The sequence below is a fragment of the Stenotrophomonas sp. YJH_SMC_19 genome, assembly GCF_059367915.1.
The window spans coordinates 13,977-28,393 of sequence record NZ_JCAFRI010000020.1 but is presented as its reverse complement, the minus strand read 5'-3'; the positions used below and the strand labels follow the sequence as shown (position 1 = coordinate 28,393).

Below are 14,417 nucleotides of genomic sequence, written 5' to 3'. Positions count from 1 at the left end.
CTACATCATGTACAACAGTAAGCCCGCCGAAGGCGACCTTCCCACCAGCCGCCAGCTGGGACGCACCACCGCAATTGCCGCCGGCATCGCCATCATCCTCCTGGTTGGAGTGGTGATGCCATCTGAGTACGGAATCGATCCCACTGGTGTTGGTCGGGTACTTGGTCTGAAGGAAATGGGGGAGATCAAGGAACAGCTTGCCGAGGAAGCGGCAGCTGACGCTGCGATGGACGCAAAGGCCGCCGAAGACGAGGCAGCCGCCCTGCTGACGCAGGTGTCCACGCAGAACCGTAAGACCGTTGAAGTTGCTCAGAAGCCTGCCGCGAGTAATGCGGCCACCGCTGCCGAATGGCGGGACGAAGAACAGGTTGTCCTGACGCCGGGCCAGGGCACCGAGATCAAGCTCGTCATGAAGGCGGGCGAGCGCGCCAGCTACCAGTGGTCTGTTGAAGGCGGCGTCGTGAACTTCGACACCCACGGAGACGGCGGCGGTCGAGCGATCAGCTATGAGAAGGGTCGAGGGGAAGCCACCAAGCAGGGGGTGCTCCTGGCTGCCTTCGATGGCAACCACGGATGGTTCTGGCGCAACAGGGGCGAGGAGCCCGTAACGCTTCTGCTCCGCACCGGAGGGGAGTACGAGTTGATCAAGAAGATGTAAACCGCAGCGGTGAGCGGTGGCCGGGTGCGCTTAAGGCCCGGCCACCGCCCTATGTGGGGTATTTCCGATGGGCTGCGCCCAGTTTCGGCCCCTCGACAACCCCAGCCAGCCCCGCTTAAGCTAACCCATATGCGTCTTTCCGCCCGCCACGGCCTTGCCCTCAGGATCAGCTTCTTTGCGCTGATGCTGTTGAGTGTCGTTGCGCGGCCGATGGTGATCCAGCTCAGCGAACTGCACGGATTGGAACATGACATCGCAGCAGCGGTGGATCATGGCCATTCACATGCCGGCGGTGCGGGCGACAATCTGGACCCGGATCACGCCACTGGCGCTCATGCGGTACTGCATCAGGCAGACGCGAGTTTCGCTGGAAGCTTGTTCACGCCCCACGTCTACCTGGCTTCACTACCGCTGGCCGGTGAAGTCCATGCTCTGCGACTTCTGAGGGTGCCTGCAGGGCACCCGGCGTCACCCTTCCGACCTCCGATCGTCTGACGACCCTAGCTGCGCTCTAGCAGCCTGAGCGCGCCTCCCGTGTAGCGGGACGCGGCGCGTCGTTCTGACTTTCTTTCCGGAGGCTTCCGTGAAATTCCGTAGTGTGTGGGCGCTGGCTGTTGCCGGCGCCTGCGGTGTGGCCCTTCCTGGCCACGCCGCCGAAGTGCTGCGCCTGGAGGATGCGGTTGCCCGCGCCCTTGGCACTCACCCAAGCGTGCAGGCAGATGCCGCACAAATAGAGGCGACAAAGAACCGTGCGGCGCGAGAGGGCTTAGCAGCCCCGTTGGTGCTCGGCGGAGAACTGGAGAACGTGGCCGGTAGTGGCAGCGTGCGAGGTATGGACGCTGCCGAGGCAACGTTCCGGGTATCCAAGATTCTGGAACTGGGTGGCAAGCGGGCGGCCCGCCAAGCGCTTGGCGGCGCGGAGGTCGATGCAGCCCAGCGAGAGGCTGATGTGACCCGGGTGGCCATCGCCACACGCACCGCTGGTCGATTCATCGACGTGCTTGCGGCGCAGGAGCATGTCGAGCATGCGGAAGAGCGGATTCGTATGGCCCGCGCGCTCCAGCGAGAGGTGGCCCGCTGGGTCTCTGCGGCACGGAACCCGGACTCAGACCTGAGGGCCGCTGAAATCGCCCTGGCCGATGCAGAGCTCAAGCGTGATCAAGCAGTCCAGCGGTTGGAGGCATCGCGCATGGCGCTTGCGTCTTCCTGGGGCTCTTTCACCGCTGACTTCGACACCGTCGCCGGCGATACAAACATCCTCCCCCCGCTGGATGACTACCAGACGCTGTCCGAACGCCTTCAGAACGCGCCACAGCAACGTGCCTTCGATGCCCAGTCCAGAATTCTTGCCGCGCGCCGCGATGTCGCCGTTTCCAGCGCGAAGCCTGACGTGAGTGTTGGATTTGGACTTCGCCGTCTTGAAGCAACGAAGGACAGTGGCTTGGTCATGTCGATCTCGGTTCCCTTGGGAACCCGGCGTCGATCAGCCTACTCGGTATCCGAAGTCGACTACGAACTGAGTGCGCTCAAGTCACGCCGTGAAGCACAAATGTTGGAGCTCAACCAGGAGCTGTTCGGAGTCTATCAACAGCTGCGCCAAGCGCAGTTGGAGGTCACCTCCGTTCGTGAGCGGCAGCTCCCCAAGGCGGAGCAGGCGATGAATCAGAGCCGTCGTGGCTTCGAGGAGGGTCGATTCTCCTATCTCGCATTGAGCCAGGCGCAGAAGACGCTGTTCGACCTTCGTGAGCGCGAAGTCGAGTCCGCCGCACTCTATCTCCGATTGCTGGTCGAGGCAGATCGCCTCACCGCCTCCGCCCAGGATATCCGCCCATGAATCGTTACGCCCTTCTTATGTTGCTTCCGCTGGCACTGGCCGCCTGTGGCGGTGAAAAGCCGGTTGAGAAAGAAGCCGCAGAGTCCACCGCCGCGGCCGGCGACTACGAGCGCGGCCCCAACCGCGGTCGCATGCTCCGCGATGGTGATTTCGCACTTGAAGTCACCGTCTATGAAACCAACACGCCTCCTCAGTTCCGCCTCTACGCCTATCGAAATGACAAGCCGATCTCACCGAATGAGGTGAAGGCAACAATGCAGTTGAAGCGCCTCGACGGTGAGGTCAATGATTTCACTTTCACCGCCGAAAACGACTATCTCGTGGGGAACGGCGAGGTCGTGGAACCTCATTCTTTCGACGTGAAGGCAGACGCAGTGGTAGGAGGAAAGACACACACCTGGTCCTATCAGTCCTATGAGGGCCGTACCACCATCGAGCCAAGCGCTGCCAAGGATGCGGGTGTGGTGGTGGAAGAGGCTACCGCTGGCACTATCCGCGATACGGTCACGCTGATGGGGAACATCGCGGTCAACACTGGCCGCCAGGCCGCCGTCAAAGCACGATTCCCAGGTATTGTCCGCAGCGTGTCGGTCGAGATGGGCCAACGCGTTTCCGCAGGGCAGACGCTGGCGACGGTTGAAGGCAATGACAGCATGCGCACCTACGCGGTGATTGCTCCCTTCAGCGGCATCGTTCTTGCGCGCAACACCAGTGTTGGTGATGTGGCCGCCGACAACACACTGTTCGACGTTGCCGATCTGTCAGAGGTCTGGGTCGATCTACGAGCTCTGGGCACTGACGCCGAGCGTCTCGCTCCAGGTCAAGCAGTGCGGATCCGTTCCGCCACGGGTGCCTTGGAGACTGAAGGTAGGCTCCAAAGCCTGCTTCCGCTGGCAAGCAGCGGCCAAAGCGTGGTTGCGCGCGTGAGTATCCCCAATGGTGACGGCAAGTGGCGTCCAGGAATGGCTGTCTCGGCCGAGGTCATCATTGCCGAGACACCTGTTCCACTGGCCGTCAAAGAGTCAGGGCTCCAGCGATTTCGCGACTTTACCGTCGTATTTGCGCAGGTGGGCGATACCTATGAGGTGCGCATGCTTGAGCTTGGAAAGCGTGATGGCGAGTGGGCAGAGGTTCTTGGCGGACTGAAGCCCGGAACGCGGTACGTCGCCGAGCAGAGCTATCTGATCCGTGCAGACATCGAGAAGTCTGGCGCCAGCCACGACCACTAAGGATCCATCATGCTAGAGCGAATCATTCGCGCGTCCATCGCGCATAGATGGCTTGTGCTGCTTCTGGTCCTGGCGCTGTCAGGCTTGGGCATCTGGAACTACAGCAAGCTGCCAATCGACGCCGTCCCTGACATCACCAATGTCCAGGTCCAGATCAACACCGAAGCACCGGGCTACTCTCCACTGGAGGCAGAGCAGCGGGTAACGTTCCCCGTCGAGACAGCCTTGGCCGGCTTAGCCAAGCTGGAGTACACGCGGTCCATCTCGCGTTATGGTCTCTCCCAGGTCACCGTTGTATTCGAAGACGGTACCGACATCTACTTCGCGCGGCAGCAGGTGGCCGAGCGCTTGCAGCAAGCCGCATCCCAGCTCCCAACTGGGCTGAAGCCAACGCTGGGCCCGGTCGCCACCGGTCTCGGTGAGATCTTCATGTACACCGTGGAAGCCGAGAAGGGTGCTGAAGAGACCTGGACGCCGATGGCGCTTCGTACCCTCCAGGATTGGGTGGTACGCCCCCAGATGCGACATCTGAAAGGTGTTACAGAGGTCAACACCGTCGGTGGCTATGTGCGGCAGTTCCACATCACGCCTGACCCGCGCAAGCTTCAGGCGTACGAGCTGACCATGCAGGATGTGATGGAGGCCGTGGCGCGCAGCAATGCGAACGTGGGTGCCGGCTACATTGAAAAGAGTGGTGAACAGTACCTTGTGCGCGTTCCTGGCCAAGTGGCGGACATGGACGGCCTGCGCAAGATCGTGGTCGCCAATCGCGAGGGGCTGCCGCTTCGCGTCGGTGACCTCGCAGACGTTCACGAGGGCACCGAACTGCGAACGGGTGCAGCGACCAAAGATGGCAAGGAAGTGGTACTTGGTACTGCATTCATGCTCATTGGTGAGAACAGCCGCGAAGTCGCTCAGCGAACCGCTGCCAAGCTGAAGGAGATCGACGAGACGCTTCCAGAAGGTGTCCGCGCGCATGCGGTCTATGACCGTACGGAGCTGGTCGACCGCACCATTGAAACCGTCAAGAAGAACCTACTGGAAGGTGCCCTGCTGGTCATTGCGGTGCTGTTCCTTCTGCTCGGAAATCTTCGCGCCGCACTGATCACGGCCGCGGTCATTCCTTTGACCATGCTGCTGACCATCTCCGGCATGGTCCAGAACCGTGTCTCAGCAAATCTGATGAGCTTGGGTGCGCTGGACTTCGGTCTGATCGTCGACGGCGCGGTCATCATTGTTGAGAACTGTCTGCGCCGCTTCGGCGAGCGTCAGCACGCCCTGGGGCGTCTGTTGACCCGGGATGAGCGCTTTGCTTTGGCCGCCAGCGCCAGTGCCGAGGTGATCAAGCCCAGCTTGTTCGGCTTGTTCATCATTGCCGCCGTCTACATCCCGATCTTTGCGCTCTCCGGCGTGGAAGGAAAGATGTTCCACCCGATGGCCCTGACCGTCGTTATCGCGCTGACTGGTGCGATGGCATTGTCCCTCACGTTCGTTCCCGCTGCGGTTGCTCAGTTTGTCACGGGCAAGGTCTCGGAGAAGGAAACCAAGGCTATGCGGGGCGTAACCAAGCTGTATGGCCCGATGCTGGAGCGGGCAGTCAGTGCTCGCAAACTGGTTGTGGGTGGTGCAGCCGTCCTCACCGTACTGGCGGGTCTTCTGGCCAGTCGCATGGGCACTGAGTTCATTCCGAATCTGGACGAAGGTGATATTGCGCTTCACGCGCTGCGCATTCCCGGCACTAGTCTGACGCAAGCCATCGGCATGCAGCGCCAGCTTGAAGCGACCATCAAGAAGTTCCCCGAGGTGGATGAGGTTGTCGCAAAGATCGGCACAGCAGAGGTAGCGACCGACCCCATGCCACCGTCGGTCGCAGACACCTTCATCATGCTCAAGGATCGCGACCAATGGCCTGATCCCCGCAAGCCAAAGGCGCAGCTCATTGCTGAGCTGGAGAAGGCTGTCCGAGCAATTCCCGGCAACAACTACGAGTTCACCCAGCCCGTGCAGATGCGCATGAACGAGCTGATTGCCGGTGTACGCGCCGAGGTGGCGGTGAAGTTGTACGGTGACGACCTGGATCAGCTGGCGCAGATCGGCAGCCAGATCGAGGACGCCGCAGGTTCCATCCCAGGCGCCGCAGACGTGAAGTTAGAGCAGATCAGTGGTCTGCCTCTTATGACCATCACGCCTGACCTGGGTGCTTTGGCCCGCTATGGCGTTTCGATCGACGAGGTCCAGAAGACCATCTCTGTTGCGCTGGGCGGTGAGGCGGTCGGTCAGGTCTTTGAGGGTGATCGTCGCTTCGACATCGTCGTTCGTCTGCCCGAGAACCTGCGTCAGGACACCCGGACGCTCGCATCGCTACCGGTAGCCGTCGCCGTCGGGGCCAGTTCCGGCGAACAGAGAGCGTTCGTTCCGCTGGGGCAGTTGGCTAAAGTTGAAGTTGCGCCAGGCCCAAACCAGGTCAGTCGCGAGAACGGCAAGCGTCGCGTCGTCATCACCAGCAACGTACGTGGTCGCGACCTTGGTTCGTTCGTAGAGGAGCTGCGAGAGAAGGTTGGTCAGGAGGTGCAGTTGCCGGAAGGCTACTGGATTGAGTATGGCGGTACCTTCGAGCAGCTCATCTCTGCCAGCAAGCGGCTGTCCGTGGTCGTGCCGGTCGTCCTGGTGATGATCTTCGGCTTGCTCTTCATGGCGTTCGGCTCGGGCAAGGATGCTGCCATCGTGTTCAGCGGCGTTCCACTTGCGTTGACCGGTGGCGTGGTGGCTCTGTGGATGCGTGACATACCCCTGTCCATTTCTGCAGGCGTGGGGTTCATCGCGCTGTCGGGCGTCGCCGTGCTCAACGGCCTGGTCATGATCAGCTTCATCAAGAGCCTTAGGGAACAGGGCACTCCCCTGCACCAAGCGGTAACCGAAGGTGCACTGACCCGGCTGCGCCCCGTGCTGATGACGGCCCTGGTTGCCAGCCTGGGCTTCCTGCCAATGGCCCTAAACGTTGGGGCTGGCGCGGAAGTTCAGCGCCCGCTGGCGACGGTCGTTATCGGCGGAATCATCTCCTCCACGCTGCTGACCTTGCTGGTGTTGCCGGCGCTCTATCGCCTCATCCACCGCGAAGGGGATGAGCGGAAGGAGGACGCAGCGTGAACCCGTCCATCTCAACCCCTCCCAGGAACATGCAGTTGACCATTTCCAAACGAACCCAAGCGTGGCTCTACCTGCTTGCAGCCATCCTTCTGCCTTGCGTTGCTTGGGCGCATGGCGTCAGTGAAGGCGACCAGGCCTTCCTGGAAGACAGTACCGGCCTGCAGCTCATCGCGTTCACGTACCTCGGCGCCAAGCACATGGTGACTGGATACGACCACCTCCTGTTTCTGTTCGGGGTGATCTTCTTCCTGTACCGGATGCGTGATGTCAGCATCTACGTGACGTTGTTCGCGATCGGCCACAGCACCACCTTGCTGCTAGGTGTCCTGGGCGGATTGCATGTGAATGCGTACCTGGTCGACGCAATCATTGGCCTGTCGGTTGTCTACAAGGCGCTGGACAACATGGGCGCGTTCAAGCGCTGGTTTGGGGTACAGCCCAACACCAAAGCCGCCGTGCTGATCTTTGGCTTCTTCCATGGCTTTGGTCTAGCGACAAAGCTGCAGGATTTCTCGCTCTCACCTGACGGGCTTGTCCCAAACATGCTCGCCTTCAACGTGGGGGTCGAGATCGGACAGCTGCTCGCGCTCGCAGGCATCTTGATCGTGATGGGCTTCTGGCGCCGCTTGCCGTCATTCCATCGACAGGCGTACAGCATCAACACCGCCCTTATGTGCGCCGGCTTCGTGCTTGTTGGCATGCAGCTCACCGGCTACTTCGTTTCCTGAATCTACAGAGGTACTCATGTCCATCACGCTTTCCAATCAGCTGCCCAGCACTCGCAAGCTGCTGAAATCCACCGCCCTGGCCGCTGCCGTTGCAGGGGTGATTCTGCTCACCACCGTGCTTCCCGCGGAGTACGGAATCGACCCTACGGGCGTAGGTAAGGTTCTGGGTCTGGACGCCCTAGCCTCCACTGACCAGGTAGAGGCCGTAGCTCCCCCAGTTCCGGCATCTGCTGGCAGCGCCGAAGCCGTCTCGGCGCTGTTCGAGAAGGCCAAGGTTGCCTTCGGGAGCAATGGCAAGCAGGCCTTCGAACCCGCCGCTGTCTCTCTCGCCAGCACTCCTTTACGGCAGGACTCACTGACGATCGAGCTTGCCCCTGGTAAGGGCCAGGAGGTGAAGGCCCATATGGCTCAGGGCGCTGGGATGGTTTTCAGCTGGAAGGCCACGTCTGATGTTGCCGTGGACATGCACGGCGAGCGTCCCGACGTGAAGGGCCCCTGGACCAGCTACGCCGTTGAAGGCGCCCAGCGTCAGGCCGAGGGAACGTTCATTGCTCCCTTTGAAGGTACCCATGGGTGGTACTGGCAGAACCGCGGCAGCACCCCCGTGATCATCGAGGTGCAAATTACCGGCTACCAAGCCGACCTCTACCAGCCGTGACACCCGGCATAACGCCGAAATCAACCTAGGAGAAGCAACATGAAGAATCGTTTTGCCCTCATCAGCGTCCTTTTCGCTTCCATTGCAGCGTCCGCATCGGCCTTCGCACATGATCCGGCGCTTCATGCCGAGTCGGAAGTGAAGGAGGCGCCTAAGGCAAAGCCTGCTACGTGTGAACAGCTGGCTGACCGGACGAAGTTCAAGGTGGATCTTGCCGATCCTCAGACCAAGGCGCTGAAGGACAGGTGCGACGCTCAGGCGCAGTCGGCTGCGAAGAAGAAGTAATTGATTGCGGCGAATGGTCCGGCTTGGGTGAAGTCGGACCATTCGTCTTTACCCTTGAGCCAAGCGAATAGTGCCAGCGTCGTCCTACAAATAGACCTCGGTTAGACCCTCATTCTTCCAACAGGCTCGCTCTCGAATGCTAGCGTTTGACCGGAGGATTGCGATTAGAGCCGCACTCGGGCTTACATTCTCCAAACCCGAGTGCGGCAAAGTTCATTTGCAATCATCGACGTGATCGAACGTGCTGAACCGAACGCAATCTCCTGACCTGATCAACCCGCCTTAGAAGCGCGCGGTCGCGCCCACAAAGAGCGTGCGTGCGCCGCCGTCGTAATTATTGCCTTCTTCAAGCGTGGAAACATCACCCAAGTTCAGTACGCCGACGCGCAAGGTCAGGTTTTCGTTCACATCGAGAGCGGTGACCAGATCCACCGTGGTGTATGCCTTGGCGAAGGTAGGTCTGGACGAAGACACAAGCTGCTTCCCGATGTGTTGCGCGCTGAGGTTAAGCGACCATGCATCGGACACGCTCCAGTTCAGCGAAGTGTTGGCGGTGATCTTCGGCACCACTAGCAGGCTGGCGCCGGTGGTGCGGTTCTTCGATTCCAACATGCGTGTGGCGTTGGTGGTCCAGCTCAGTCGCTCGTGCAGCGGCACGGTCACACTGGCTTCCACGCCTCGCGTGCGAGCCTTCTGGATGTTCTGCGCCACCGTCCACCAGAAGCCGTTTACGAAGCTAGTGTTCTGGCCTGGGATCTCGCGCAGCGGCACCTGTTCGATCTTGTCGTCGAAGTTGGTCAGGAAGTAGGTGGCCGATGCGGACCAGCCGTTCTGGTCGAAGCCCACGCCAAGCTCATAGTTGGTGCTGGTTTCCGGTTTCAGGTTCGGGTTACCGGCCATGTAGCAGCCGGTCGTGCCGTCGGCGTTGATCAGCCGGCTGTTCCAGCCTTCCGGGGTCAGGCTGCCGCAGCCGCGTCCCAGAGACTGGGTGGCCGCACCAGCGGTGCCCTGCTTAAGATTGGGCGCGCGGAACCCTTTGGAGACACCGCCGCGTACTGTCCATGCGTCTGCCGGGTGCCACACGCCGTAGATGCGCGGGCTCACGTTGTCGTCGTAGTTGTCGGTGTTGTCCCAGCGCACGCCCAGAGTCAGCACGAAGCGCTCGTGCAGGGTGATGTGGTCTTCGGCGAACAAGGCCCATGAGTCCGCTTCACTGGTCGGGCTGATGCGGCTGCTGCCGGTCCAAGTCACAGGTACGGTACCGATGGTGTCGCTGTTTTCCAGCTGCTCGCGCTTCCACTGACCACCCACGTTCAGGCTGTGCTCGAAGCCCCAATGGAAAGCGGTGGTGAAGGCAGTATCGAACACCGTTTCCTTCGAATGGTTGCCCACCGCACTGCCCTTGTCTTGGTAGTCGTTCCGCACAAGGGTGGTCTTGGAGGTGGTGGAGTCGCCGTAACGGCCATCATGGCCCAGCACGTAACCGGTCTGTACCAGCTTGGACAGACCCCAGGCATATACATCACCGCTGCCGGTGTTGCGCTGCACGCCGCGCGACCCTTCTATGGTCAGTGCGTGGTCATCGTTGAGGCGCCAGTGGAACTGCAGGTTGGCATTCTCCGCCTTGCTGCCCGGAGTCTGGCCCTCAAGGCGATCGGACTTGCGGTCGGTCACGTTGGCCCCGATGCGGATCCCCAGGTTGTCGGTCAGTGGGCCGCTGAAAAGGGCACCCATCTGCGTGGTATCACCGCGGGTGGATGAATCGGGCACGCTGTGGTTCAAGGTGACCGAGCCGCCCCAGTGGTCGGAAATCTTGCGGGTAATGATGTTGATCACGCCGCCCATCGCATCCGAACCGTATAGCGACGACATCGGGCCGCGCACCACTTCTATTCGTTCGATCATGTCCGGCGACAGCCAGTTCAGATCCTGCGGACCCAGGTCGTCGCGGTAGTTCACGCCGGAGGAGTTGCCCTGGCGGCGGCCGTCGATCAGGATCAGCGTGTACTGCTCGGGCAGTCCACGCAGGCGGATCTTCGACTGCGCTCCGGACAGTGCATAGCCACCGGTCACTCCAGGGACGGTACTCAGCAGCTGGCCGATGCTGGTGACCGGCTTACGCTCGATCTCCTCGCGGCTGATAACGCTAATGCTGGCTGGCGCATCCCTGATCCACTGCTGGGCACCGGTGGCGGTAACGACCAAGGTGTCCAACTGCTTGACGGAGGAGGCATGCGTCAAAGCTTCAGCGCTGGCATGCGAAGAAAGGGCCAGACCAATAGCAACTGTCAGCGTGGGAAGAGCAAGTCGTGACTTCAGGTATGTGTGCGACATCTCGGGGTAATCCGGTAACGGGCATTATTGCTGGGGAATGGCTGCCTCGCTTGATTCCGGAAAACGCCCATATCGGGTCGAGGGCTGGCTTGCGTCTTGAGGTCAGGTATCAAACTGTGGCCGACCGATGCTGTCTGGGCAGCACCTCAGCTGGACTGGCTCATGCTCCAAGTCGTCCATACGCCGGTCCGCAAGGTCCGCGGTTGCTGCAAGCAATAGACAATCTGCGAGGCTACATCCTGCGCGGCCATGAATTCGCTCAAACGGGGATCGTCGGCCGTGCGACCGTGACCCACGGCAAAAGATGTATGAGTACCTGCGGGGCAGATGGCACTCACGCGAATCCCATCTTTCCTTACTTCTCGGTCCAAGCCGCCCGCAAAAATGAGCTGGGCGGCCTTGGTACCTGCGTAGACGGCTTCGTCCGCCCCACTGCGATGAGCTGCGACGCTCGATACGATCAAAATATCCCCGCCACCAACGCTACGAAGATGAGGGAGGAAAGCACGTACCGTGAGGACCGTTCCGAGATAGTTGATTTCACACATTTCGATGACTTGATCATCGCTTGCGTCAGCGACTCCGCCGTAGTAGCCAACCCCGGCGTTGGCCACTACCGAATGTACGCTTCCAAAGTGATCAATGCCGCAAGATGCGAAGGCACCCACGCTATCCGGATCGCGCACATCCAGACGCATCCAGTAGGCGCGATCAGCGCCGAACTCATCCTGTAGCCGCTTGAAGTCACCTAAACGCCTGGATCCTCCAAGAACGCTTCCACCACTGCGTAAGATCATCTCCGCCGTTGCCAGTCCGATCCCCGAACCGGCGCCAGTAATGGCAACGCAGCGGTTTCTAAGGCTGTAACTTGCTTCTGTCAAGGTCTATCTCCTACGTTCGTTGGCGACCAGGTGTAGTTGAGTCATGAAAGGAGTTGGGGTCGTCTGTGACGCAAGTTAGGGGCGTGCAGCGCCACCTTCGGCCCCATACACCTGGCCGTTCGCATAACTGGCGTCGCTTGCCGCAAGTTGGACGAAGATTGAACCCAGCTCAGCAGGCTGACCTGCGCGTCCTAGCGGCTTGTCCCCCCCGAAGTTCGGAATCTTCTCGGATGCAGTCCCGCCACTGATCTGCAACGGAGTCCAGATAGGACCTGGAGCAACTCCGTTTACCCGAATCCCCTTAGGGCCAAGCTGCTTAGCCATCGAGCGAACGTAGCTAACCTGCGCACTCTTCGTCATCGCATAGTCGACCAGGTAGGGGGACGGATCGTAGCCCTGCTCAGACGTAGTAACGATGATGACGCTTCCAGGCGGAAGAGACACACGCAGTGCCTCTTGGGTCATCCATACCATTGCATTGATGTTGGTAAGGAAGGTGTTCTCGAGGTGTTCGTCGGTAATCTTTAGAATGTCCGGCTCCTGCTGCTGATACGCCGCGTTCAGCACCAAGGTGTCGATCGAGCCCAACGCCGATGCCGCCTTGCGCACAAGATCCAGGCAAAAGTCTTTGCTGCGAATATCACCAGGTAAAGCGTATGCCTGACGGCCGGTTGCGCGTATCAGCGCAATAACTTCACGCGCATCTTCCTCTTCTTCAGGCAAATAGTTGATGGCCACATCGGCACCCTCGCGGGCGTATGCAATGGCAGCGGCCCGACCGATTCCTGAGTCTCCTCCCGTAATCAGTGCCTTGCGGCCTTCAAGGCGCCGATTGCCTCGATAGGTTTTCTCACCGTGGTCCGGCAGCGGACGCATCTTCGACGCAAGCCCCGGCCAAGGCTGTTCTTGGCGCGGGTAGGGTGGCCGAGGATATGCCTGCCGAGGGTCGATCAGGCCGGCTCGCGGGCGGCCCTGACCCTGCGCCTCCGAGAGTACCGCAGCGGGCACAGCACCGAATGCCGAGGAAGCAGCAATTCCGCTGGCGATGGCCACACTGCTTCCCGCAATAAACTGTCTGCGGCCGATGACCGGCGTGGCTTCATCGTCGTGCTCAGGCAAATCACTATTCGAATTTGACATGTTCATCCCAGTTGATTGGTCACTCTGGCCCAAGCAAATTTGAGTACAGCGACCGTGGAGGAGACGCAACTTTACTGCGGCGAACATGCGCAAGTAGCAATTTTATTGCTGAAGTTCTTTCAATTCAGAAATGATCGAAAGCGTCGACGGCGCAGCTTCTTGCCATGCCATCCTCGGCGATAATGGGGAAGCATCTGCACTGCGTTCGATCCATAAATCATGCTTTGTGCGGCGGATCATTGGCACGTTTAGTAATCGATACCCGGGTGAAGTGTCTTGAAAGGTGATCTAGAGAGAATAAGCATTTCAGATCTAGCTGCGTTCATCGAGATCGCTCGGCATGGATCAATGCGCGCCGCCGCCCTCGAACTTGGCTTATCTGCCTCAGCTCTAAGTCACGCCTTAAAGCGGCTGGAAGATCGACTGGGTGTGCGTCTCGTTAATCGTACGACCCGTGCGCTTTCGATCACCGTTGAAGGACGCGAACTGGAACGCTATGCAGCCACTGGCCTAGATACAATTGGAGAGGGTCTAGCCGCGATTCGGGCTCGGAAGCAGTCAGAGATCCAGATGCTCAAGATCTCGCTATCACACGATGCGGCGCGCCTCCTACTCTGGCCAGTGCTGTGGAGCTTTCAGCAACGCTGGCCTAACGTCCATCTTGATCTAGTGATAGAAGAACGCCTGGTGGACTTAGTAGCGGAAGGCTTTGACGGCGGCATTCGATACGGTGACCGAGTGCCAGAGGGGATGGTTGGTCTGGAGCTTACACATCCGCTTAAGTGGGTGGTCGTGGCAGCGCCCAGCTATCTGCAACATGCTGGGAGACCTGAGAATCCAAGCGATCTGCGGCGGCATGTTTGTATTGAGAACAGAATCGGCGACGGCTCAATCTATCGCTGGGAACTTGGCGACGGTGATCGTATGGTCAAGGTAATTCCCAGCGGAATGCTGAGGGTGAGCAGCACCGACTCTCTGCTCGCTGCAACGTTGCAGGGATTGGGGTTGGCATACTGTCTGGAACTCAGAGTGCAGGACGAAATCTCGTCCGGCGCACTTGAAGTTGTGATGCCAGACTGGGCATCAATGGGCGCACCATTCATGCTGTACTACCCCACTCGTCGCCAATCCCTGCCCGGCCTCAAGGGGCTAGCGGAGGTAATTCGGACACAGATGATCGATGCATGCTAAAACATGCTCCAAACTATGGAGTTGGGATCGACATGAATGGTCTGCCAACGTACTCCATCACCAGTTCGATACCGGAGTGCTCTCCAGACTCTCCCTCTGGATCACATATGTAGGTTGCTGTGAGGCAATGAGAGCGCTTCTTGCCACCGGCATCAGACAGAGCCAGTCCGGAGGACTCCGAGAATGGATGCCCTGGACTCGCTAGTTCCATAAGCACCTCGTCCATATGAGTGGGTATCGGAATGCAGTCCCTTCATATGGAAGCGTTCAATTGCCAACCACTGTTGAGGCGCTGAAGTTGCGGTCCTCCGCTGTGGTTGGCTTTAACATTC

Annotated in this window: 12 protein-coding genes; 9 read left to right on the top strand and 3 right to left on the bottom strand. The window is 59.9% G+C overall.

Translation table 11 applies throughout. The annotated features are described in order from the left end of the window. Positions 1 to 7: 7 nt before the first annotated feature. The 8 genes from AC5P5R_RS17545 to AC5P5R_RS17510 all read left to right on the top strand — a co-directional run bounded on the left by AC5P5R_RS17545 (position 8) and on the right by AC5P5R_RS17510 (position 8,539). Complete coding sequence (locus AC5P5R_RS17545) at positions 8 to 658, top strand: hypothetical protein (RefSeq protein WP_008264806.1); 651 nt, start codon at positions 8 to 10, stop codon at positions 656 to 658. A 129-nt stretch (positions 659 to 787) separates the two neighbouring features. Beyond that, a complete protein-coding gene (locus AC5P5R_RS17540) occupies positions 788 to 1,153 on the top strand; it encodes a hypothetical protein (protein ID WP_075075811.1) in 366 nt (121 codons plus the stop codon). A gap of 88 nt (positions 1,154 to 1,241) precedes the next feature. After that, positions 1,242 to 2,492 (top strand): TolC family protein, encoded by a 1,251-nt coding sequence (locus tag AC5P5R_RS17535; RefSeq protein ID WP_075075812.1) that lies wholly within the window; start codon positions 1,242 to 1,244, stop codon positions 2,490 to 2,492. Further along, positions 2,489 to 3,721 (top strand): efflux RND transporter periplasmic adaptor subunit, encoded by a 1,233-nt coding sequence (locus AC5P5R_RS17530; protein ID WP_040006894.1) that lies wholly within the window; start codon positions 2,489 to 2,491, stop codon positions 3,719 to 3,721. Before AC5P5R_RS17535 ends, AC5P5R_RS17530 begins: the two co-directional genes overlap by 4 nt. 9 nt (positions 3,722 to 3,730) lie before the next feature. Beyond that, on the top strand, positions 3,731 to 6,868 hold the full coding sequence (locus tag AC5P5R_RS17525; protein ID WP_032961302.1) for an efflux RND transporter permease subunit: 3,138 nt from the start codon (positions 3,731 to 3,733) through the stop codon (positions 6,866 to 6,868). Positions 6,869 to 6,897: 29 nt separating this feature from the next. Further along, positions 6,898 to 7,596: a HupE/UreJ family protein gene (locus AC5P5R_RS17520; protein WP_008264906.1), complete on the top strand. Its 699-nt coding sequence runs from the start codon at positions 6,898 to 6,900 to the stop codon at positions 7,594 to 7,596. Between the two features lie 16 nt (positions 7,597 to 7,612). Next, positions 7,613 to 8,254, top strand: coding sequence for a hypothetical protein (locus AC5P5R_RS17515; protein WP_032961297.1), 642 nt, complete (start codon positions 7,613 to 7,615; stop codon positions 8,252 to 8,254). A gap of 39 nt (positions 8,255 to 8,293) precedes the next feature. Beyond that, positions 8,294 to 8,539 carry a hypothetical protein gene (locus AC5P5R_RS17510; RefSeq protein WP_008267212.1) on the top strand — a complete coding sequence of 82 codons (246 nt, stop codon included), beginning with the start codon at positions 8,294 to 8,296 and terminating at the stop codon, positions 8,537 to 8,539. Between the two features lie 282 nt (positions 8,540 to 8,821). Here AC5P5R_RS17510 and AC5P5R_RS17505 read toward each other — a convergent pair whose 3' ends face one another. The 3 genes from AC5P5R_RS17505 to AC5P5R_RS17495 all read right to left on the bottom strand — a co-directional run bounded on the left by AC5P5R_RS17505 (position 8,822) and on the right by AC5P5R_RS17495 (position 12,894). Further along, positions 8,822 to 10,873 (bottom strand): TonB-dependent receptor domain-containing protein, encoded by a 2,052-nt coding sequence (locus AC5P5R_RS17505; RefSeq protein ID WP_080347466.1) that lies wholly within the window; start codon positions 10,871 to 10,873, stop codon positions 8,822 to 8,824. Between the two features lie 146 nt (positions 10,874 to 11,019). Next, entirely contained in the window at positions 11,020 to 11,754 is a 735-nt protein-coding gene (locus AC5P5R_RS17500) for an SDR family oxidoreductase (protein WP_075075813.1), read from the bottom strand. 75 nt (positions 11,755 to 11,829) lie between these two features. After that, positions 11,830 to 12,894, bottom strand: a complete 1,065-nt coding sequence (locus AC5P5R_RS17495) for an SDR family oxidoreductase (protein ID WP_008266446.1) — start codon at positions 12,892 to 12,894, stop codon at positions 11,830 to 11,832. Positions 12,895 to 13,170: 276 nt separating this feature from the next. Between AC5P5R_RS17495 and AC5P5R_RS17490 the strand changes: the two genes are divergently transcribed. Next, positions 13,171 to 14,085, top strand: a complete 915-nt coding sequence (locus AC5P5R_RS17490; RefSeq protein ID WP_032962204.1) for a LysR family transcriptional regulator — start codon at positions 13,171 to 13,173, stop codon at positions 14,083 to 14,085. The last annotated feature ends 332 nt before the right edge of the window (positions 14,086 to 14,417 follow it).

What these genes read in the sequence shown, in the direction of transcription:
- AC5P5R_RS17520 (WP_008264906.1), top strand. Translation starts at nt 6,898, where the DNA reads ATGCAGTTGACCATTTCCAAACGAACCCAAGCGTGGCTCTACCTGCTT.
- AC5P5R_RS17505 (WP_080347466.1), bottom strand. Translation starts at nt 10,873, where the DNA reads ATGTCGCACACATACCTGAAGTCACGACTTGCTCTTCCCACGCTGACA.
- AC5P5R_RS17530 (WP_040006894.1), top strand. Translation starts at nt 2,489, where the DNA reads ATGAATCGTTACGCCCTTCTTATGTTGCTTCCGCTGGCACTGGCCGCC.
- AC5P5R_RS17495 (WP_008266446.1), bottom strand. Translation starts at nt 12,894, where the DNA reads ATGTCAAATTCGAATAGTGATTTGCCTGAGCACGACGATGAAGCCACG.
- AC5P5R_RS17510 (WP_008267212.1), top strand. Translation starts at nt 8,294, where the DNA reads ATGAAGAATCGTTTTGCCCTCATCAGCGTCCTTTTCGCTTCCATTGCA.
- AC5P5R_RS17525 (WP_032961302.1), top strand. Translation starts at nt 3,731, where the DNA reads ATGCTAGAGCGAATCATTCGCGCGTCCATCGCGCATAGATGGCTTGTG.
- AC5P5R_RS17540 (WP_075075811.1), top strand. Translation starts at nt 788, where the DNA reads ATGCGTCTTTCCGCCCGCCACGGCCTTGCCCTCAGGATCAGCTTCTTT.
- AC5P5R_RS17545 (WP_008264806.1), top strand. Translation starts at nt 8, where the DNA reads ATGTACAACAGTAAGCCCGCCGAAGGCGACCTTCCCACCAGCCGCCAG.
- AC5P5R_RS17515 (WP_032961297.1), top strand. Translation starts at nt 7,613, where the DNA reads ATGTCCATCACGCTTTCCAATCAGCTGCCCAGCACTCGCAAGCTGCTG.